This is a genomic window from Oceanobacillus profundus, assembly GCF_003515705.1.
In the GTDB taxonomy this organism is placed as follows: domain Bacteria; phylum Bacillota; class Bacilli; order Bacillales; family Amphibacillaceae; genus Oceanobacillus; species Oceanobacillus profundus.
In genome coordinates this window covers 101,895-122,561 of the sequence record NZ_QWEH01000006.1, presented here as the reverse complement: position 1 = coordinate 122,561, position 20,667 = coordinate 101,895, and the positions used below count along the sequence as shown (strand labels likewise).

At 37.7% G+C, this 20,667-nt stretch carries 20 protein-coding genes; 3 read left to right on the top strand and 17 right to left on the bottom strand.

Translation table 11 applies throughout. The features are described from left to right. The 5 genes from D1B32_RS10890 to D1B32_RS10870 form a co-directional block, all read right to left on the bottom strand. Positions 1-1,332 carry a YycH family regulatory protein gene (locus D1B32_RS10890; RefSeq protein WP_118889316.1) on the bottom strand — a complete coding sequence of 444 codons (1,332 nt, stop codon included), beginning with the start codon at positions 1,330-1,332 and terminating at the stop codon, positions 1-3. Next, positions 1,332-3,158 carry a cell wall metabolism sensor histidine kinase WalK gene (gene walK / locus D1B32_RS10885; protein WP_118889315.1) on the bottom strand — a complete coding sequence of 609 codons (1,827 nt, stop codon included), beginning with the start codon at positions 3,156-3,158 and terminating at the stop codon, positions 1,332-1,334. Before walK ends, D1B32_RS10890 begins: the two co-directional genes overlap by 1 nt. A gap of 5 nt (positions 3,159-3,163) precedes the next feature. Then, the gene (gene yycF, locus D1B32_RS10880; protein ID WP_095314230.1) at positions 3,164-3,865 is read right to left on the bottom strand and encodes a cell wall metabolism response regulator VicR; all 702 of its coding nucleotides are present in this window, start codon (positions 3,863-3,865) and stop codon (positions 3,164-3,166) included. A 141-nt stretch (positions 3,866-4,006) separates the two neighbouring features. After that, complete coding sequence (locus D1B32_RS10875) at positions 4,007-5,500, bottom strand: M23 family metallopeptidase (RefSeq protein ID WP_240033771.1); 1,494 nt, start codon at positions 5,498-5,500, stop codon at positions 4,007-4,009. Between the two features lie 300 nt (positions 5,501-5,800). Continuing rightward, positions 5,801-7,090 (bottom strand): adenylosuccinate synthase, encoded by a 1,290-nt coding sequence (locus D1B32_RS10870; protein ID WP_118889314.1) that lies wholly within the window; start codon positions 7,088-7,090, stop codon positions 5,801-5,803. A gap of 220 nt (positions 7,091-7,310) precedes the next feature. Between D1B32_RS10870 and cdaS the strand changes: the two genes are divergently transcribed. Further along, on the top strand, positions 7,311-7,934 hold the full coding sequence (gene cdaS / locus D1B32_RS10865; RefSeq protein WP_118889313.1) for a sporulation-specific diadenylate cyclase CdaS: 624 nt from the start codon (positions 7,311-7,313) through the stop codon (positions 7,932-7,934). A gap of 478 nt (positions 7,935-8,412) precedes the next feature. Here the strand turns inward: cdaS and D1B32_RS10860 are convergent, their stop codons facing one another. The 5 genes from D1B32_RS10860 to D1B32_RS10840 form a co-directional block, all read right to left on the bottom strand. Further along, positions 8,413-9,126 carry an Ltp family lipoprotein gene (locus tag D1B32_RS10860; protein ID WP_118889312.1) on the bottom strand — a complete coding sequence of 238 codons (714 nt, stop codon included), beginning with the start codon at positions 9,124-9,126 and terminating at the stop codon, positions 8,413-8,415. Between the two features lie 259 nt (positions 9,127-9,385). Further along, positions 9,386-10,759 (bottom strand): replicative DNA helicase, encoded by a 1,374-nt coding sequence (gene dnaB, locus D1B32_RS10855; RefSeq protein ID WP_095314238.1) that lies wholly within the window; start codon positions 10,757-10,759, stop codon positions 9,386-9,388. A 117-nt stretch (positions 10,760-10,876) separates the two neighbouring features. Next, positions 10,877-11,323 carry a 50S ribosomal protein L9 gene (gene rplI, locus D1B32_RS10850; protein WP_095314239.1) on the bottom strand — a complete coding sequence of 149 codons (447 nt, stop codon included), beginning with the start codon at positions 11,321-11,323 and terminating at the stop codon, positions 10,877-10,879. Next, positions 11,320-13,296, bottom strand: a complete 1,977-nt coding sequence (locus tag D1B32_RS10845; RefSeq protein WP_095314241.1) for a DHH family phosphoesterase — start codon at positions 13,294-13,296, stop codon at positions 11,320-11,322. Before D1B32_RS10845 ends, rplI begins: the two co-directional genes overlap by 4 nt. 31 nt (positions 13,297-13,327) lie before the next feature. Continuing rightward, entirely contained in the window at positions 13,328-14,272 is a 945-nt protein-coding gene (locus tag D1B32_RS10840) for a YybS family protein (protein ID WP_118889311.1), read from the bottom strand. 298 nt (positions 14,273-14,570) lie between these two features. Here D1B32_RS10840 and D1B32_RS10835 point away from each other — a divergent pair, with 298 nt between their 5' ends. Further along, the gene (locus D1B32_RS10835) at positions 14,571-15,053 is read left to right on the top strand and encodes a DUF1189 family protein (protein WP_095314244.1); all 483 of its coding nucleotides are present in this window, start codon (positions 14,571-14,573) and stop codon (positions 15,051-15,053) included. 49 nt (positions 15,054-15,102) lie between these two features. Here the strand turns inward: D1B32_RS10835 and rpsR are convergent, their stop codons facing one another. From rpsR to D1B32_RS10800, 7 genes are all read right to left on the bottom strand, one after another. Next, positions 15,103-15,333, bottom strand: coding sequence for a 30S ribosomal protein S18 (gene rpsR / locus D1B32_RS10830; protein ID WP_095314025.1), 231 nt, complete (start codon positions 15,331-15,333; stop codon positions 15,103-15,105). 35 nt (positions 15,334-15,368) lie between these two features. Further along, complete coding sequence (ssb, locus tag D1B32_RS10825; RefSeq protein ID WP_095314023.1) at positions 15,369-15,881, bottom strand: single-stranded DNA-binding protein; 513 nt, start codon at positions 15,879-15,881, stop codon at positions 15,369-15,371. A 15-nt stretch (positions 15,882-15,896) separates the two neighbouring features. Next, positions 15,897-16,184, bottom strand: coding sequence for a 30S ribosomal protein S6 (gene rpsF, locus D1B32_RS10820; RefSeq protein WP_095314021.1), 288 nt, complete (start codon positions 16,182-16,184; stop codon positions 15,897-15,899). 182 nt (positions 16,185-16,366) lie between these two features. Then, positions 16,367-17,467, bottom strand: a complete 1,101-nt coding sequence (gene ychF, locus D1B32_RS10815; RefSeq protein WP_095314020.1) for a redox-regulated ATPase YchF — start codon at positions 17,465-17,467, stop codon at positions 16,367-16,369. A 262-nt stretch (positions 17,468-17,729) separates the two neighbouring features. After that, a complete protein-coding gene (locus tag D1B32_RS10810) occupies positions 17,730-17,924 on the bottom strand; it encodes a DUF951 domain-containing protein (protein ID WP_095314018.1) in 195 nt (64 codons plus the stop codon). Between the two features lie 38 nt (positions 17,925-17,962). Continuing rightward, positions 17,963-18,862 carry a mechanosensitive ion channel family protein gene (locus D1B32_RS10805; RefSeq protein ID WP_118889310.1) on the bottom strand — a complete coding sequence of 300 codons (900 nt, stop codon included), beginning with the start codon at positions 18,860-18,862 and terminating at the stop codon, positions 17,963-17,965. Positions 18,863-18,881: 19 nt separating this feature from the next. Further along, positions 18,882-19,904, bottom strand: a complete 1,023-nt coding sequence (locus D1B32_RS10800; RefSeq protein WP_095314014.1) for a YkvI family membrane protein — start codon at positions 19,902-19,904, stop codon at positions 18,882-18,884. Between the two features lie 91 nt (positions 19,905-19,995). Here D1B32_RS10800 and yyaC point away from each other — a divergent pair, with 91 nt between their 5' ends. Continuing rightward, entirely contained in the window at positions 19,996-20,619 is a 624-nt protein-coding gene (gene yyaC, locus D1B32_RS10795) for a spore protease YyaC (protein ID WP_095314012.1), read from the top strand. Positions 20,620-20,667: the final 48 nt, after the last annotated feature.

The following is a 20,667-nucleotide window of genomic DNA, read 5'->3' as shown; positions in this document are numbered from 1 at the left end:
TCAATCTCCCCCTTCTGGTTTTGCTGGTTCATTAAACGTATGCTGAATCCAGCGACCATTATATTTGATATACCATACCGGTTCCAGTTCAACATTTTCATTGTATGAAAAATCGGTATCGATATTTAGCCGATAGCCAAGTGTAACAGCCTGTATATTTTCTATACTATAGTCTGAATGATCAGGATTAAGGATATTGTTTTTAATAACTTCCCCAGATGCTAGCTCTACAGGTGTTTCATTAATAACAGACGGTGCAAATAAAATCAGTGGTCTATTATATTTAGTCAATTGCTGACTGTTCAATTGTTGCTCAATCATAGACATATTGTCATTGTTAAAGACAGGATATCCTTCAAAATACATCCGATAATTTATTAGACCTTGCATCGTGTTCATTTCTGCTAATCGATAATCACTTGTCCAACCCTTATGATTATTAATTTGCAAAATACTTCTATCCAATAATGTTGTTGGAGAAAGCAATGGATCCGTATTATTATCCTCTGTTAAAATATTTATATATTCCATCCCAATACCGTTTTCATCCACTCGCAGTTGACGACTATCTGTAAAATAACTTTCACCTATTTCTGGAGTTCTGGACTCACTTACTACAGATGGGGTATCAAATAATACGTCGCGCATGTCAGGCGGATTGATTCGTTGAAAGGACATTATTTTTTTCGGTAACACAATTTCACCGGTAGGCAAGTAAATATCTTTACCACCTTCATCCATTAACGTGTACAACCGAAATGTATCCAAATCAAATCCATCCATATAAGACCAGAGATGGTTAAAATCATTGGTATCCGTTATCTTGCCCGTTACAAGCCCGCCATCATCCGTAACTAGCTCAACAAGTAATGTGGCTGTGTTTTCATCAAATTTAATATAAATACGTTCAAATAAAGCATTTTCGGGTAAATGGACATCTTCATCAGCTAATTTGAAAATACTACTCCCTAATAATTCTACCGGGAATTTTTCCGGAAAAATGATCTCTACCTCATAATCGCTTGGCGTTCGATTTGCAACCGATTGAATCGTAACATCAGATAAACTCCAGGAATTCATCCGATTATATAGGATCTCTCGCTCTGTCGGATCTTTAAAGCCATAATAACTGCCATTCGCATGTAAAATGATGTCCATCGGCTCAATAATGCTTCGTCTATTTTCTTCTGTTCCACCAATGTCAACCTCATCAATTGTCTCGTTATTTAATGCCGTTTGACTTGACTTGATGCTTCCTGTCCCAAGGGTAAGGAGTAAGCTTGTTCCAATTAAAACGATTAATATCAACGTTTTTGCTGTTTCTAATTTCATCAGAATCCCCTCCGCTTCTTATTCATAAGCGGTAATGTGAAGAGAATCGTTGTCCCTTCGCCTTCTTTACTTTTCGCCCAAATGGTCCCGTGATGTGCTTCCACTAATTCTTTCGTAATTGCCAATCCTAAACCTGTTCCACCAAACTTCCTTGCTCTTGCTTTATCTGCTCGGTAAAATCGTTCGAAGATTTTTTCCAGCTTATCATAGGCAATCCCCATTCCTTGATCCTTGATGCTAACAAGCAGATAATGACGCTTTACTTCAAGTTTTAAACGTATTAATCCGCCTTCTGGAGAATATTTAATCGCATTTGAAATAATATTATCTAGAATTTGCGTCATTTTGTCTTTATCCATCCAGACATAGCTTTGTACATTTGGAATTTCGCGAACGAGTTTTATCTTTTCAGGAGAATTCATTTCAAACCGATCAATCACATGATGGAAAAAGCTCGCAAATTCTGAGCGCTCTTTATGCATCGGCAGCTCATCCGAATCCATTTTCGAAAGCTGAAGCAGATCATTTACCATACGAATCATCCGATCCGTCTCACCTTGCGCAACACTGAGAAACTTCGGAGCAATATCTTTATCCTCCCAAGCCCCATCGGTTAATGCTTCTAGATAGCTCTTCATTGTTGTTAACGGCGTCCGCAACTCATGTGATACATTGGATACGAAATCACGACGCTCTTGTTCTACCTTCTCCTGTTCCGTTACATCACTAATTACCGTAATGAATCCTGTTATTTCCTCTTCGTCGTCCAATACAGTTGAAAAGTTTGCTCGTATTAGGAAAGGATTATCATCATCACTAAAATCAATAATCATTGATCCACTATCTTGCAGATCGGTTATATCAATAATCTTACCTTCGAGCTGCAGAACGTCCAGCAAAAAGTCACCGATAACCTCTTCTGGATTATTACCGATCAGTCTTCCTGCCGCCTCATTCATTAACGTAATCGATCCACTATTATCCGTAGCAATAACACCATCGGACATATTGGAAAGGACAGAGCTCAGCTTTCTTCTCTCTTCCTCAATCGTTGCATACGAGTGCTTCAATCGACTATTCAAATCATTAAAGGTCTCAGCTAGTTGTCCGATTTCGTCCTTCCCATATATATTAACCGTTTGTGTAAAATCTCCATTTGCCATGATCTGAGCTTGCTCTCTCATTTCCTTAATCGGCTTTGTAATGGTGCGAGCAACAAGAATTCCCAGTATTGCCGAAATACTGATTGCAAGAATAGACCCTTGGAAAAAGATTCGATTAATGCCTTCTACTTGATCATATACACCTTCCAATGAGGATTGAAAATAAATAACACCAACAGCTAAGCCCTCTGAATCAAAAATTGGCTCTACCTGAACATATACACTTTCCCCATTATCGTTAAATTCACTTTTTCGCTGGGAATCAAAAAATAATGCTTGCTGAACTAAATTCTGCGTTGATTTTTTTCCAATCTCGTCCATTTCGTTAATTCGATTCGTCCCCAACACAACCCGCTGAGTATCAATTACTTGTACGGTCGTAGCTGCATTATCGGTACTTATATCTTCTACAATTTGCTGTACCTCTTGCTGTAAGGATATGTCACCATCCTCTTCATTTCGCTCTCTTTCAAAGGCTTGTTCGAGGTTGTAGTTTAAAAGTTCCACCCGCTCATTAATGGAGGTTTTAAAGCTTTCAAATAGATCATCCTCCAGCCTGATGGTAAAGAATGACCCAATCACTTGAACAGCAAGCAGCAATAACAAGATATAAATAATAATAAACTTTAATTGTATCGAACGAAAAAAACCAACTTTATTCATCACAACTACTCCTGCTCAGGATTACGTAAATAATATCCTACACCCCGTCTTGTCACGATCCACATCGGGTTACTCGGATTCTCCTCAATTTTCTCACGAAGCCTGCGTACAGTAACATCAACAGTACGAACATCTCCGAAATAATCATAGCCCCAAACAGTTTCAAGCAAATGCTCTCTCGTCATTACTTGTCCAATATGGCGAGCTAAATAATGCAATAATTCAAACTCACGATGCGTTAACTCGATTTGTTCCCCTTTTCTTGAAACAACATATGCATCGGGGTGAACAATGAGATCGCCAATAACAATATCCTTTGTTGCCTTTACCGTATCATCAGGGACCTGCTGTCTGCGCAAATTAGCTTTTACCCGTGCAATCAACTCACGATTGCTGAACGGCTTTGTCACATAATCATCTGCACCAAGCTCCAGTCCAAGTACTTTATCAATTTCTGAATCCTTAGCCGTCAACATGATAACCGGCATCGTCTTTGTCTTTCTCACTTCACGAAGTACTTCATTTCCATCTTTATTTGGTAACATGATATCTAATAAAATTAAATCAGGATTCTCACTTTCAGCAAGCTCAATAGCAGTATCACCATCATTTGCTATAATTACTTGATAGCCCTCTTTTTCTAAATTAAATTTTAATATATCTGCAATTGGTTGCTCATCGTCTACAACTAATATTTTTTGTGCCATCTCATTTCACTTCCTTTTTATCCATTCCTTCATTCTATTCTATCGTACTTTTGCTCATCTGTCTTTACCTAGGAAACGTCTAGCCTGCTACTAAATTTTTCGAAAGGAAGAAGGCCGGCTCAGATAGAGCCGGCCTTCTTATTATTCACTTACATATTCTGTTGGATTCTTAAGGCTGCCATTTTTATATACTTCAAAATGAAGGTGAATTCCTGTCGAATTTCCTGTAGAACCCATCACACCAATTTTACTACCTTTTTCGACAACCTGACCTACTTCCACATCAATAGAGGATAGGTGTGCGTAGATTGTTTTCATCCCATTATTGTGATTCATCACAATCTTATTGCCATAGCCACCGTCGTTATAATCAGCAGATTCAATAACGCCATTATCAGCAGCTAAAATATTACGATTGCTTGGGCGTGCAATGTCAATTCCTTTATGCATCCTTCCCCAACGCTCACCTAAATGGCTGGAAATATATCCACCAACTGCTGGCCAAACCATGTCTCCAGTTCCTCGTGAGGAAATTACCTTTGTGCCTTTGATAACAACCTTATTTATAGGTTCTTCTGTAACGGCTTCATCTAGGGATTCTTTTGCCGTTTGCTTGCCATTTTGCTTCTTTATTTCATATAAAACTTCTTTTTTTCCGTCTTTACCTTCTTGTTTTACTTTTTCCTCGCCTTTATACATGTCCTCTGATTCAATAACTTCTGTTTTAAAAGGAATTGATTCCTCAACCGCCTGCTTTTCAGTCACGACTACTTGTGCAAACGCATCATATTCTGTCACGTTTATTTCCTGGTCAATTTTCAGTACAGTTTCCTCTGTTAAATCGGGATTAAGTTCTAGCAGTTCTTCTGTCGTTAAATCATATTTTCCAGCAATTTCCCCTAAAACTTCTCCTTCTTTAACGGCATGTATCTTGTCTTGCAGCGTTCCTTTTTCAAGCATTTGGATACCTTGTTTTTCCGTTAAAATTTCATCCGGATCTGCGGTTTCCTCGGAGATAACAGCTTCCTTTGAAAATGCAATATCTGTGACAATTGTTTCTCCGACATCAGGAACCCCTTTATCTTGCTTTTGTTTTTCTTTTGTTCCCTTATCAGCTGCAGATTTCTGCTTTATAGCTTCAATTTTTTCCCACTCGTTTTCATCTACATATTTTGTCGTATAGGCTTTTAGAACTGCTTCAGCTGTCTCCTCATCTTTAAAATAACCAACGGTTTCATTTGCAATATTCAATTCCACTGCATCTGCCATTACGGTCATTTGCTCATCCAGCTTTTTTGTTACTTTTTCATTATTGTATTTCGGATTAAAAACCATTTCAGGGATGAAAGTGATGTCTTCACCAATGGTTAATTCAATGGCGTCATAGTTATTCTGATGCTTGGCCAGTTTATCATCGATCACTTGCTGGATAACATCCTGATCGTCAATCTTTCCAAGGTGCTCACCATCTATGTACACATGATATATTGTTTCCAATGTATCTTCTGCCTGTACAGGATTTAAGCTTATCCCAACTCCTAAACATGTCATGATTGCTGTCTTGCTTAAAAAGCCCCATTTTCGTTTATGTTTCATTGTTTCTTGTTCCTTTTCTTCACTTGTACGATAAAGCATTTTCTAGTTCTCCTTTTAATCGTATAAATCTATATAAAGCGCTATGGATTTTTTATAAAACTCATTCTACCAATCTACCATAGCTCAACAGGTTAAAAAATGGATTGTCGAATAATGTAAAGAAATTGTATTATTGCAACCAAAAATTTACTTTAATTAATAATAAATACGATAGACAATCATTCAATTAAAAACAGGACCTGTGAGGAAACTCCCCACAAGCCCTGTAACTCAAGAAAGAAATAGCTAGTAATAATCCGTTCATAGCATGCACATTATTGGTAAGCCAACCAAGTAATTTTACGGACGATATACACTACGTACAACATTTGTCTGAGAACGATCTGGCCCAACAGAGAAAATTGATAATGGTATCTCTGTTAATTGGGATATTCGCTCAAGATAATGGCGCGCATTATCAGGAAGCTCGTCTAAGCTTCTCACACCTGTAATATCCTCTGTCCAGCCTGGCATTTCTTCATAGACCGGCTCACATTGTGCCAGTACACTTAAACTGGCAGGGAATTCCTTCATGATTTCCCCATTATATCGATATGCTGTACAAACTTTCAGTGTCTCAATACCTGTCAGTACATCTATAGAATTTAAGGAAAGGTCCGTAATTCCACTTACACGCCGTGCATGTCTGACAACAACACTATCAAACCAGCCCACACGACGTGCTCTTCCTGTTGTTGTTCCATATTCGCGCCCTATTTCCCGAATCTGATTACCAATCTCATCCTGAAGCTCTGTTGGGAATGGTCCATCTCCTACACGTGTCGTATATGCCTTCGAAACACCAACAACATGGTTAATTTTTGTAGGACCTACACCCGAGCCAATTGTTACGCCACCAGCAATTGGGTTCGATGATGTAACAAATGGATACGTACCTTGATCAATATCAAGCATCACACCTTGTGCCCCTTCAAAAAGGACACGACGCCCATCATCAATTGCATCATTTAAAACAACCGATGTATCGACAACATATGGCATCATTTGTTGACCATATTCATAATACGCTTCTAAAATCGGTTCTATCTTCAGTGGTTCCACTTCATAAACCTTTTCAAATAAACGATTTTTCTCTTTTAAATTTTGCTCTAATTTCTCACGAAAGGCTGCTTTGTCCAATAGATCTGCAATCCGGATTCCAGTTCGTGCTGCTTTATCCATATACGCAGGTCCAATTCCTTTTTTCGTTGTACCGATTTTATTTTCACCCTTCTCTTCCTCTTGAAGAATATCCAATTCCAGGTGATAAGGTAAAATAACATGTGCACGGTTGCTGATACGAAGGTTGTCAGTAGAAACCCCATGCTCATGCAAATAAGCAATTTCTTCTATAAATGCCTTCGGGTCAATGACCATGCCATTACCTAATACACAGATTTTATCTTTAAAAAAGATTCCGGATGGGATTAAGTGCAATTTATATGTCATATTATCAAATTTAATCGTATGACCTGCATTGTTACCACCTTGATAACGAGCTACTACTTCTGCATTTTGCGATAAAAAGTCGGTAATTTTCCCTTTCCCTTCATCGCCCCACTGTGTTCCAACTACTACTACTGAGGACATAAGCACACCTCCATAATTTTAACTTCATTGTATGACTTTTTTGTTGACAACTGTAATTTTATCAATAGAAAATACACTAGTCAATCTAAAACACACACATTTAATTTAATTAATCAATTAATGTACGGATATAAACAAAAACTGTATTTATTTTTTTACGCATAAAACAATAACTTCTGTGAAAAAATAAAAGAGATTTTAGAAGAACAGGGGTGGAATCATGGGGTTAATTAAACCAGCTCTATCGTTTTCATTGATCAATCAATTAAAAAAAGACCTCGGAGATTTATCGCTTCGAATTGATCGTTTAATGCATGCAATGGATAGTCCAAATTCAAGCTTACTCAATGAATTTGAGGAAATCCATAATGTATTTCATGATATTCAAGTTAGCACAGCATCCCATTATTTAAATTCTTACTTGGCACCTTTTACAAATCAATTTGAGGTGCTCTCAAAAGCAATCCAACATCTCTCAGACCGAAACCATGGAGCCCTAATTGTAATTCAACGAAACGATGCTTTAGATCCGTACATCCATTCTGGGATTGCAATTAATGCTGATTTATCGTTTCCTTTATTAGAATCGATTTTCCACACTGGTAGTCCATTACATGATGGTGCCGTTCTAGTCTGTGATTCAACAATTGTTTCAGCTGCTAATGTCCTTCCAGTTTCCAAGCAAAAAGTAGTCGAGAAAAAACTAGGAACAAGACATCGTGCTGCACTCGGACTTTCCGAACAATCCGATGCATTAATCCTCATCGTTTCCGAGGAAACAGGGAGAGCAACATTCGCGTTTGCTGGTGAATTGTATCCAATCCGTACAAATGGTGTCACCTAATTTTACGCACGAAAGACAGAGAACTCCTTCTCCTTCTTAACTATTTTCCAATTATGTTTTTATAGAATCCAATAGTAGATATGTTGTCCTCAAAGGTCTCAAGCCTAATAATATTATGTTTTTTAAATAATTCCTTTTCAGCATATTTAAGAAGAAATTTATTAATGGTTATCTAATCAAATTTGAAAAACAATGGCCAAGCAATTAATCTCTTTCTAATGCTTTAGTTTTTCGAGGTCGTGGAAAGTGTCACACGATGGTTCCATTTTGGAATGTATCGTAAAAATGGGTAGTATTTTTATTAAGATTTCTCTTTCTCTCATCTGATTTACCTCCAACGATGGAATTATGTGTAAATACTATTTTATCTGAATTCAATGGAAAAGTTAGGTATTTATGACATTTTATTGGGAATGGATATTTATACCTAAAAAAGAATCACATCTTCGATAAGAAGGTGTGATTCTTATGGATTAACTTATAGCCCGACTTGGTCAACAGCGTAAGTTGCATCTGCCTCACTATGACCTTCGAATATTAATTGGTCAATCAAGCCGCTTCTGGAAAAGGCTGTGTAATCAAGATAACTTTCAGCTTGTAATACCGCTTGTTCTCTCCAATCAACTTCAATATTTTCAACTGCAAACATCGCTTCCTCAGTAGGATATCCTTCAAACTCTAATTGGTCAATCAAACCAGACTTGGAGAAGGCAGTATAATCTAAGTAACTTTCAGCTTGGCGAATTGCGTTCTGTTGTGAAACGGACATTTCTGGTTCTTTCTCAGCTTCTTCCTCTGCTTTAGCCTTCTCTTCGGCTTCTGCCTTTGCTTTTTCCTCCGCTTCTGCTTTTGCTTCCTCTTCAGCTTTTGCTTTTTCCTCTGCTTCTGCTTTTGCTTCCTCTTCAGCTTTTGCTTTTTCCTCTGCTTCTGCTTTTGCTTCCTCTTCAGCTTTTGCTTTTTCCTCTGCTTCTGCTTTGGTATCTTCTTGCTCTGATTCTGCTTTCACTTCTGTATCGGCTTTGTCTGCAACTTCATTTTCTTCTACAGGTGTAGAAACCATTCCTACGATCAAAAACAGTACAAATCCAACACCTAATTTGATTAATCCTTTTTTGCGCTTTGCTTTTTTAAATAACTGAATCAATCCCCAAACCATTAGTACCAATCCTATAAATCCTAAAAATCCTGTCATTTTGTTTATCTCCTTTTATTCCTATATAATTTCTAACTAGTAGGTTATACCCATTTTATATCGTACCAAAATCTCATTTTGTTAATAGTTTCTTTTTATAAAATGACTGCAACGTTCATTATGACCAAGGCCTATGTTTCAATAAAGCTTATTGCATAAAACCAATCAAGCACATTTTTTGGCTAAGATTTCTCTCTTTTAATCAAAATCCAACCTCTCTTGAGTCACAAAAAAAACAGCCTCATATAAGGCTGTTTAGCTACGCTTGCATCATCGCTGGGGGAATATCTCCTTCTTGGTATCGATGATCCAAGTCTACGAACTTATTATATTCCTTCACAAATGCTAGCTCTACTGTACCCGTCGGACCATTACGCTGCTTAGCAATAATGATCTCGATGATATTCTGGTTTTCTGTTTCTTTATCATAATAATCATCACGATAGAGGAATCCGACAATATCAGCATCCTGCTCGATACTTCCCGACTCACGAATATCCGACATCATTGGACGTTTGTCCTGACGTGATTCCACACCACGGGATAGCTGTGACAAGGCGATCAAAGGCACCTTCAGCTCTCGAGCTAACGCTTTTAAGGCACGAGAAATTTCAGATACTTCCTGCTGACGATTATCCTTTGAATTCCCGCTTCCTTGGATTAATTGAAGATAATCAATTAAAATCATCCCAAGGCCATGCTCTTGTTTTAAACGTCTACACTTCGAACGAATTTCACTTACACGAACTCCTGGAGAATCATCAATATAAATTCCAGCATTCGATAAAGATCCCATCGCCATCGTTAGTTTACTCCAGTCATCTGCTTGCAGCTGCCCATTACGTAATCGCTGTGCATCGATATTACCCTCGGCACAGAGCATACGTTGAACTAGCTGATCTGCACCCATCTCAAGACTGAATATCGCCACATTCTGATCTGTTTTTACAGCGACATTTTGAGCAACATTCAATGCAAATGCCGTCTTACCCACAGACGGACGGGCTGCGATAATAATTAAATCATTCGGCTGGAAACCAGAGGTAATCTTATCTAAATCATGGAAGCCTGTTGGGACTCCCGTAACATCACCTGTTTGCTGATGAAGCTGCTCAATATTATCGTAAACATCAATAAGAACATCTTTTATATTTTTAAAGGCTCCGGAATTTTTCCTTCCAGATACCTCCAGAATGTTTTTCTCTGCATCGTTTAAGACACCTTCTACTTCATCTTCATGTTCAAAAGTAGACGTAACAATATCCGTTGCTGTGCGGATTAATCGTCTTAGGATCGACTTTTCCTCAACGATTTTACTATAGTATTCGATATTCGCTGCAGTTGGAACACTCTCAGCAACCTGTGTTAAATACGATACACCGCCAGCCTCTTCCAGCTGCCTCTTGTCATTTAAATAGGTCGTAACCGTGACGACGTCAATTGGTTCGCCTCGTTCGGAAAGGTCCATCATCGCTTGGAAAATTCGTTGATGACTTGCTCGATAAAAATCATCTGGAAGTAATAATTCAGAAGCAGTCGAAAATGCTTCAGGCTCCAGAAAGACAGCACCAATCACCGATTGTTCTGCTTCTATATTGTGTGGCGGTGTACGATCATTTAACGTCTGATTCATTCGATGCTCCCCCCTTTTCTAAGAAGTAAAACCAAGCTCTTTTTTATCTTTATACAGAAGAAATCGGCCCAGTCGCCGATTTCCCTTCATTTTCATTATCCATATTGCAATTTATTATTATTGTTCGCTCACGTGAACTTTAACTGAACCAGAAACTTCTGGATGAAGTTTTACTGGAATTGTTGTGTACCCTAATGAACGGATTGGCTGGTCAAGCTCAATTTTCCGTTTATCCAATTTATGTCCATGTTGCTTCTGTAATGCTTCGGCAATTTGCTTACTTGTAATGGAACCGAATAGACGTCCATTATCTCCCGATTTCGCCTTAATTTCAATGGTTAGTTCTGCCAATGAATCTTTAAGATTCATTGCTTCTTCTTTTTCCTGTTGTTCTAATTGTGCATTTTTACGTTTTTTTGCATCTAGGGCCTTCATATTTCCAGAGGTTGCTTCCTCTGCCAATTTATTTTTTAACAGATAGTTTCGGGCATAGCCATCCGGTACGTTCTTTACCTCACCTTTTTTTGCTTTACCCTTTACATCTTTAAGAAAAATTACTTTCATTCCGATTCTCTCCCTTCATAATACTCGTTTAAAATATCGATTAGGAATGCTTCTGAATCATCGATAGTTGTATCTTCTATTTGAGTAGCCGCATTTGTCAAATGCCCGCCACCATTCATTTTTTCCATGATCACTTGTACATTTACCTTTCCAAGTGACCTGGCACTAATTCCAATTTTACCATCTGCTCTTTCAGAAATCACAAAAGAAGCACTTATTCCGGTCATCGTTAACAAGGTATCGGCTGCCTGAGCAATCATCACAGGGCTATAGGATGTTCCCGATTCAGCTTTAGCAATCGCAATATGATCGCGGAATATTTTTGCACGTTCAATAATTTTACTTCGTATTATATACAGGTCTAAATCCTCTTTTAGGAATTGTTGTACTAAAACGGTATCAGCTCCAACCGAACGTAAGTATGATGCTGCGTCAAACGTCCGTGATCCAGTACGTAACGTAAAGCTTTTCGTGTCGACAATAATTCCTGCTAGCAATGCTGTAGCTTCCAGCATTTTTAACTTCGTACCTTTTGGTTGATATTCCAATAACTCCGTCACTAGTTCTGCAGTCGAAGAAGCATATGGTTCCATATATACTAACGTAGGATTATCAATAAAGTCCTCGCCTCTCCGATGGTGATCGATTACGACTCGATATTCTGTTTTATGAAGCAGGCTTTCATCGGCTACCATTGATGGTTTATTGGTATCAACGATAACAAGCAAGCTACGATTTGTAATAATCTCCTCCGCACGATCCGGATCAATAAAATATTTCCATAATTCCTCATCCGCCTTGATCGCATCAACTAGACGATATACACCAGTATCAACATCATCTGGATCGAAAACAATATGTCCTTCTACATTGTTTGTTTTCGCGATATTCAAGACACCAATAGCTGCACCAAGGGAATCCATATCTGGTGATTTATGGCCCATAATAATGACATTGTCACTTGCTTTCACAAGCTCTTTTAACGCATGTGAGATAACACGTGCCCTTACACGGGTTCGTTTCTCCATTGGATTGGTTTTACCACCGTAAAACCTTACTTTACCTTGATCTTCTTTAATCGCAACCTGGTCCCCGCCACGTCCCAATGCAAGATCAAGGCTGGATTGTGCAAGCTCACCTAACTCTGGTAGTGATATATTTCCGACGCCAACACCGATACTAAGTGTAACAGGGTTATTTTCAACGCCGTTCATTTCACGAACCTCATCCAAAATATCGAATTTAATTTTCTCCAGCTGCCCTAGAATTTCCTTCGTTCCGACAGCCAAAAATCGCTCTTGAGATGTGCGTTTTAAATAAAGGCCATAACGATTCGACCAATTATTCAAAACGGTTGTTACCTCTGAGTTTAATTGGCTCTTAGCTGTATCATCCATATTCTGTGTAATTTCTTCATAATTGTCTAAGAAGATAATGGAAAGCACGGTTTGATCATTATGGTATAGCTTTCTTAACTGCTGCTGATCCGTTCGATCAAGCAGGTATAGTAAACGTTCTTCTTTTTTTATGATGGTGTTAAATTTATAACCATCCAATTCAAGCCAAAGGCTCTCTTTGTTTTCCTTAACCATCGGAATAATATCTTCCGAAAGCTTATTCAACGACTCACCTATTAGCGAATCATCTTCATCACTAAATTGATTCATGTATGGATTTGCCCATTCTATCTGATAATCTTCATTATACAAAATAATACCTAAAGGCATCTCTAATAATGCTTCTTCTCCAACCTTCTTGATCCGATGTGACATGGTTGATATATATTTCTCTGTCTCATTAAGAAGTGTTCTTTCCGTCCTGACACTATAATAAAAGGAAGCGGCTAATAAAACAGTCAAAATGAACCCCAGTATCCACTGGAAATACCAAACGACACCAAGCAGAAGGAAGGATAATAAATATATCACCCATACATGCCTGCTCAATATTGGCTTATTTTGTAAATTCGGCATTGCGTTCAGCTCCTATTACTCGGGTGCAACCTTATTTTTTGCTTGTCAGTCGTTCCCTTAACCTAAATCCTATATCAATTATACCTAAGATTCTTACGAAATAAAGTAGAAACGTTGGAAAAAGTAACGTAATCACAACAATAAAAATTGGCACAGCTTTTGTTATTTTCTTATGGTACGTATAAAGGAAGATAAATGAAAATCCTTGTAATGCCATTAAAAGCCCTGTTAATGCCAATAAATTATGTACAGCTGTATAATATATACCCGCTGGATTCAAATCGAAAAACGAAATGAATAATGCAAAGAAATAAATCCACAGTATAGATGTCGGAAATCTTAAGTTACGGAAAGGCGGGAATCGAAGTTGCTTCTTCTCCAGCCGGTTGATAAATTTATAGCTAATCCACTGGCTGAGAAACGCTAATACAATTGCAGTTAATGCAAGTCCCACTGGCAATAATTCAATAAGCATGTTGACTTGTTGTAAAAGCAACTCTTCCATCTGTTCAGTTTGTCCACTAGCACCAAATTGCTCCATGATGGATGCACTCATGTCCATCGAATCTGTTATAATTACTTTCAGCTCATTTACCAAATTAACTGAAAAGACAACTTGACTAAAAGCAAAGAGAAACAATAGGCCAATAATAAAACCTAATGTACCCCTGGCCAATGTTTCATAAGCGGATACTTCTTTATGAATAGCAGCGCCAATTGCAATTCCTCCAATTCCAGCTAAAACCGTAAACGGCAGGAAGGCAATAGTAGCAATAAGTGCCGTAATAAGCAAGGAGGCTACAAACATTAAAAATGAAGGCTTTAATCCATGCCTAGCTGCATATAGAATAAAAGGTATTGGTAATAAAAACATCCCGAATATCGTTACTATCGGAACAAATATGGTAATCAACAGAAGCACTATATATATAGCTAATAGTAATGCTCCATCTGTTAATTTTTTTGATTGATTCATTTATTGCACCTCATCTAATCTAGATTGACTATTCTACTATCATAACATGATTCGTACCAAAATAGTTGTCTGATCATGTCGAAGCATTTATTCCCCGGGAGATATAAAAAACGTCCTTCGAGCTATTCTTAGCAGTATTTATATACGATTTACAAATGTCATTCTTTCTTCAACACTATAGGCGCATTTCCCACTAATTTCTACTATAATATTATAGAAGGGTGAATTTGCTATAAAAAACGGCATGCTTATTTTATAGCACTCACTTCCTAAGCATACATAGTTAAGGGTGGAAAGCATGACCTTTTTGAACGTCTTTTTGAATAGTATAAAACTACCAAAGAAAAAAGCAATGTTTCAGCTTAATCGAGTTGGTATGGATATTGCTGTTATTTATATGTTTATCCTACTTGGTCTCGTATCAATTCCTTCATTAATCGAACAGCTGACAGCGTCAAGTGGACTCGCAGCTGATTTAAATGTAATTTTCAAGTTGATTTACTTTTTTATGTTTTATTATTTGCCATTAACAATTCTTGTATTTATCGCGATATCATTTGTGGCTTATATTGGAAGAGGGATTACACATTTTATGCAGCGTAAACTGCGCTACTCTCTCCTATGGAAAATGGTTGCATTTACAACAACAATCCCATTTATCTTATACATTATCATCGCATTTATTATCCCAGTTCGTGATGCTTATCTATTGCTTACATTTATTTTTTCGATTGGTTTATTATTGAAGATGATTTCAATTTATCCAAAAAGAAGAAAATAAAAGAACCTCAAAATCGGAATTACATCCAGGTTTTGAGGTTCTTGGTTATTTACTCAGCTACATATGGTAATAAAGCCATTGTACGAGCACGTTTGATTGCAATTGTAAGTTTACGTTGGTATTTTGCAGAAGTTCCAGTTACACGACGAGGAAGAATTTTTCCACGTTCAGAAATGAAACGTCTAAGCAAATCTACATCTTTGTAATCGATGTGTGTGATTCCGTTCGCTGTGAAATAACACACTTTACGACGCTTTGCGCGTCCACGACGAGCTGCCATTGATACCCCTCCTTTTTAAATTCACTTTACCCGTTCTAAAACGGTAAATCATCGTCTGATATATCGATAGGCTCTCCATTATTCTTAAATGGATCGTCTTGTGGTTGGTTATTATTTGGTTGAAACTGATTTTGGTTTTGATTCGGTTGGTATTGATTCTGATTTTGAAATTGGTTCTGATTTCTATTTTGCTGGTAACCTTGCGAATCCTGTCCGCCAGAAGAAGAACCTTTTGATTCCAAAAATTGTACACTATCTGCAACAATTTCAGTCACATATACGGTTTTTCCATCTTGTCCTTCAAATGAACGTGTTTGAACTCGACCATCTACACCGATCATACTACCTTTTTTCATGAAGTTTGCCAGGTTTTCTGCTGGTCTACGCCAAACGACACAGTTAATAAAATCTGCTTCTCTATTTCCTTGTTGGTTAGAAAAGGGACGATTAACAGCAATCGTAAAGTTGGCTACTGCCACGCCATTTGGTGTATAACGTAAATCAGGATCCCTCGTTAACCTGCCTACTAGTACGACACGATTTAACATCAGAACCACTCCTTATTATTTTTCATCTCGAATTGCAATATGACGAATAATATCATCAGAGAACTTAGCAAGACGGTCAAACTCGTTAACAGCTTCTTCGCCACTGCTGAAGTTAATAAGAACATAATATCCATCACGGTAGTCTTGGATTTCATAAGCAAGACGTTTCTTGCCTTTTTCTTCCACTTTTGCGATCTCCGCGCCATTATCTGTTAAGATCTTGTTGAAACGCTCAACTAAAGCTGTTTGAGCATCCTCTTCAATGTCTGGGCGGATGATGTACATGATTTCGTATTTTCTCATCCGTTACACCTCCTTTTGGTCTTAGCGGCCCCTATCTATCTTAAAACAGTTGTTCAACATAATAGGAGCAAGGAATAATCATAATCTAATTACTCACAATAACGTATTATACCAAATCCTGTTTCGTTTGACAAGTATTCGAGAGATACCTAATTGTACGTTTTTAAATTTTATATTCCTGCTTATACATTAAAGCGGAAGTGAATAACATCGCCATCTTGAACGATATATTCTTTTCCTTCTAATCGAACCTTTCCTTTTTCTCGTGCATGTCCCATCGAACCAGCTTCCACAAGGTCTGTATAGGAAACTGTTTCAGCACGAATAAAACCTCTTTCAAAGTCTGTATGAATAATACCTGCTGCTTGTGGTGCCTTAATCCCTTTGCGGAATGTCCAGGCTCGGACTTCTTGCTCTCCAGCAGTAAAGTAAGTTGCTAATCCTAATAAGCTATAAGAAGCTTTAATCAGCTTGTCTAAACCAGATTCTTCAATTCCTAAATCTTCAAGGAACATACCTTTTTCGTCTTGGTCAAGCTCGGAGATTTCCTCTTCAATTTTTGCACAAATGACAATTACTTCTGCATTTTCGTTTGCAGCATAATCTCTTACCTTTTGTACATTTTCATTTGAATCTGGATCTGCAACCTCATCTTCACTTACATTCGCTACATAGAGGATTGGCTTGCTTGTTAACAAATGCAGCCCTTTTACAATTTTCCATTGTTCATCTGTAAATTCCAATGCTCTTACAGGTCTTTCTGCTTCCAGACCCTCTTTTAGGGTTACAAGGATGTCATGCTCAATAACAGCTTCCTTATCCTTCTGTCTAGCCAGCTTCTCGACACGCTGGAAACGTTTATTTACCGTTTCTAAATCAGCAAGAATTAATTCAAGATTGATGATTTCAATATCATCAATTGGATCTACCTTTCCAGATACGTGTGTAATATTCTCATCAACAAAGCAACGGACGACTTGACAAATTGCATCCACCTGGCGAATGTGTGAGAGAAACTGGTTCCCTAACCCTTCCCCTTTACTCGCACCTTTTACAATCCCGGCAATATCCGTAAACTCAAAGGCAGTTGGGACAGTTTTCTTCGGTTTTACTAATTCTGTTAATTTATTTAAACGTTCGTCAGGTACTTCTACAATTCCCACATTTGGATCGATCGTTGCAAACGGGTAGTTCGCTGCTTCAGCTCCAGCTTGTGTGATTGCATTGAAAAGCGTGGACTTTCCCACGTTCGGAAGACCTACGATTCCTGCTGTTAAAGACATTAAACTTTCACTCCTTAAGGATTCCATTCATAAAACGCGTTTGTACTCCAATTATAGAATAGTGGCTACTAAAAAGACAAGTAAGTAAAAAACAAAAATAGGTACACTAAGTATACCTATTTTTGCACTTTTACCCTATTACTTTTGGTTTTTCGTATCTCTTTATAAGAATATAATACTATTTTTAGTAGTGTGTAGTCAATTTTAACTAATTTCAAAAATTAGCTATTTTTAGTTATACAATCCCTACTCCATCAAACCCCTAACTCTCCGCTTTTTCCAGTACTCTTTTCAGCTTTTTAACGAATTCCCTTCGCGGAATCATCACACTATGATCGCAGCCAAGGCATTTAATCCGGATGTCCATTCCCATACGAATAATTTTCCAACGGTTTTCTCCACATGGATGGGGCTTTTTCATCTCTACAACATCATTCAAATTAAATTCTTTCTCCATTTTTGGATCTCCTTTTTTACATACATTATATCCAAATTTTAATGGCTCTGCCCTCTATTTTCACGTTTTAAGTCTTCTCTCTCTTCCTTTGAGTATAAAACAACACGTGGTGATGGGAGTTCAATACCAGATTTATATAATTTATCTTGGAGCTCCTTCCGAATATTTCGCTCACCAGCCCATTGGAAACCTGGTAATGTATCAGCAATAACTCGAATTACAAAATGGGAGACGTCTAAATTCTGTACCCCGATTATTTCTGGTGTTCCAACTAGAAAATCATACTTTTCCGGTAACGTTACAGCAACCTCTTGAATAATCTTTTCAACATCAGCCACATCGCTTTCATATGGAATATTAATATCTACAATCGATAATCCATTATGAACCGAATAATTGGTTACCTGTGTTAAATTTCCGTTCGGGATTATATTCATCTCCCCTGTCCAGCTCAGTACCTTCGTTGTACGAAGGCCGATTTCTTCTACCGTGCCTTCTATACCTGCAACGGCTACATAGTCACCGACAGAAAACTGATCTTCAAAGATAATGAAGAACCCTGAAATAATATCTCGCACGAGGTTCTGTGCACCGAAACCAATTGCTAAACCAAGGACACCAGCACCGGCAAGTAGTGGACCAATATCAAACTCAAACACGCCTAAAATCATTACGATGGCCATAAAGTATACTACATATGCTACCACATTTTTAATTAGCTTTTTCAGTGTGTTTTCTCGTCGTTCCGAAATACGGATTGGACCTGTAGTTCGATTGACAAATAACTTATCAACCAGCTTTCTCGTTACCTTAACGATAATCAATGCTAGACAAATAATGATGATAATCTGTAAAGCTGAAGACAACAATATTCTCCATAGTTCTGGACCTGTTATATAATCCCATACATTTGTTACTTGATCGTTAATTTCATCCATAGTAAAACCTCCAAACATTCTATCTAACCTTCTCCATACGTTTCCAAATTGGATATAATAATAGTCTTGTCAATATATACAAATTGAGAATCCCATATAGTGGATAAATCACACGTATTAATGTAGAGAAACCAAAGGTAGTTAGGGGAATCATAATGATTAATGTAAGCATTACAATTAGGAATAACGGTTTTTGGAAATACTGCTGCAGTCGTGTCGCGATTCCAAGCATACCAGCAGCAGCTGTCGTAAAGATCGCAAACCATAGCATAACTGACATAAATACCAGTATCTCCATCGGATAATGCTTTAATATCGCAAATAATGGAATCTCATACAGTAAAATCTCTTCTGCAATTTGAATTAGACTATTATTATAAATAAAGGAAATTACACCTAATATCAAGCCACTGCCTACGCACGCAAAAATAATCTCATTTCTAGACCGCACTTTATTTCCAATTGCTCCAAGCACGGCTACAAGCGGAAGAATATTCAGGGCGGTAAATGGAAAAGCAGCCATCCAATTTCGTTGTTCATGCCAGTGTGAAAATAGCGCTAATTCCTGATCAACCGTAAACATAATCAGAATAGCAAGCATGCCCACAAGCATAATCGGTAAAATAAACTGATTCACTTGCAGCAGCCCATTCACGCCTTTTAAAAATAATAACATGAGTGCAACTACAATAATACCTATACCCCACCAATAGGAGTAATTAAACGCCTGTCCAGTTGCACCACTGCCAGCAATCATAACAATCGTTGTTGTAAATAAGTATAATAAAATCATAACATCAAATACACCCGTTAACCTAGCACCAACTATTTCCTCTAATACAGGCAAATAATGCGATGATTTTAATCGATAGCTAATTTCCATAATCACCATACAGCAAATCGAAAAGAAAACACTAAACAAAACAATCGCCAAACTGCTTTCATGGCCAAAAAACTGCCATAACTCCGCCCCAGATGCATATCCAGCACCAATTGTCGTTCCAATGATTAGAAACATCCATTTCAACCCAGCAAAAATCATCTACTATTCCTCCAATATTTTAAGGCATTTGTATGTATAGAACGGCAAAATAATCCGTATACTATACCAATATGTTTGTGGAGGATAAGCTATGTATTTAAAGAATCGATTTGAGCAGCCAATAGAGACTTTCCGTATGCCTTATACGGATTCCGAGCTTTCCCATTTAATGTGCGAAAAAATACTATCCTGGTTCCCAGATGCCCCGCGGGAATATATCATCTTATGTATTGGAACAGATCGATCGACCGGAGATGCACTTGGTCCATTAACCGGTACATTTCTTAAAGAAACAAAACCAAAGCATTTGCATGTTTATGGGACGGTTCATGATCCTGTGCATGCTGTAAATATGCAAGAAGCGATTACCATTGTAAAAGAGAATCATCGCAACCCTTTTATTATCGCAATAGATGCTTGTCTCGGAAGGAATTCCTCGATTGGTCATATCATTACGGAAAAAGCCCCTTTAAAGCCAGGAGCGGCTTTAAATAAAGCTTTACCTACTATTGGAGATATGAACATTACAGGAGTAGTCAATATTAGTGGATTTATGGAGCATTCTATTTTACAAAACACGAGATTATCCGTTGTTATGGATATGGCAAAAAAAATAACCGGGATTTTAAGCAACATCGATCAGCAGCTTACTTATAATTATTCGCCTACCGTGGTTATTTCAAAGAAACACCCGGTCAAGAAGTGGACCGTATAATTTTCTGCTTATTATTTATGTGCTATATTCACTAGAAAAGTAATAAAT

Coding starts and splice junctions, on each gene's coding strand:
- D1B32_RS10890 (WP_118889316.1), bottom strand. CDS start 1,332: ATGAAATTAGAAACAGCAAAAACGTTGATATTAATCGTTTTAATTGGA.
- walK (WP_118889315.1), bottom strand. CDS start 3,158: ATGAATAAAGTTGGTTTTTTTCGTTCGATACAATTAAAGTTTATTATT.
- yycF (WP_095314230.1), bottom strand. CDS start 3,865: ATGGCACAAAAAATATTAGTTGTAGACGATGAGCAACCAATTGCAGAT.
- D1B32_RS10875 (WP_240033771.1), bottom strand. CDS start 5,500: ATGCTTTATCGTACAAGTGAAGAAAAGGAACAAGAAACAATGAAACAT.
- D1B32_RS10870 (WP_118889314.1), bottom strand. CDS start 7,090: ATGTCCTCAGTAGTAGTAGTTGGAACACAGTGGGGCGATGAAGGGAAA.
- cdaS (WP_118889313.1), top strand. CDS start 7,311: ATGGGGTTAATTAAACCAGCTCTATCGTTTTCATTGATCAATCAATTA.
- D1B32_RS10860 (WP_118889312.1), bottom strand. CDS start 9,126: ATGACAGGATTTTTAGGATTTATAGGATTGGTACTAATGGTTTGGGGA.
- dnaB (WP_095314238.1), bottom strand. CDS start 10,759: ATGAATCAGACGTTAAATGATCGTACACCGCCACACAATATAGAAGCA.
- rplI (WP_095314239.1), bottom strand. CDS start 11,323: ATGAAAGTAATTTTTCTTAAAGATGTAAAGGGTAAAGCAAAAAAAGGT.
- D1B32_RS10845 (WP_095314241.1), bottom strand. CDS start 13,296: ATGCCGAATTTACAAAATAAGCCAATATTGAGCAGGCATGTATGGGTG.
- D1B32_RS10840 (WP_118889311.1), bottom strand. CDS start 14,272: ATGAATCAATCAAAAAAATTAACAGATGGAGCATTACTATTAGCTATA.
- D1B32_RS10835 (WP_095314244.1), top strand. CDS start 14,571: ATGACCTTTTTGAACGTCTTTTTGAATAGTATAAAACTACCAAAGAAA.
- rpsR (WP_095314025.1), bottom strand. CDS start 15,333: ATGGCAGCTCGTCGTGGACGCGCAAAGCGTCGTAAAGTGTGTTATTTC.
- ssb (WP_095314023.1), bottom strand. CDS start 15,881: ATGTTAAATCGTGTCGTACTAGTAGGCAGGTTAACGAGGGATCCTGAT.
- rpsF (WP_095314021.1), bottom strand. CDS start 16,184: ATGAGAAAATACGAAATCATGTACATCATCCGCCCAGACATTGAAGAG.
- ychF (WP_095314020.1), bottom strand. CDS start 17,467: ATGTCTTTAACAGCAGGAATCGTAGGTCTTCCGAACGTGGGAAAGTCC.
- D1B32_RS10810 (WP_095314018.1), bottom strand. CDS start 17,924: ATGGAGAAAGAATTTAATTTGAATGATGTTGTAGAGATGAAAAAGCCC.
- D1B32_RS10805 (WP_118889310.1), bottom strand. CDS start 18,862: ATGGATGAAATTAACGATCAAGTAACAAATGTATGGGATTATATAACA.
- D1B32_RS10800 (WP_095314014.1), bottom strand. CDS start 19,904: ATGATTTTTGCTGGGTTGAAATGGATGTTTCTAATCATTGGAACGACA.
- yyaC (WP_095314012.1), top strand. CDS start 19,996: ATGTATTTAAAGAATCGATTTGAGCAGCCAATAGAGACTTTCCGTATG.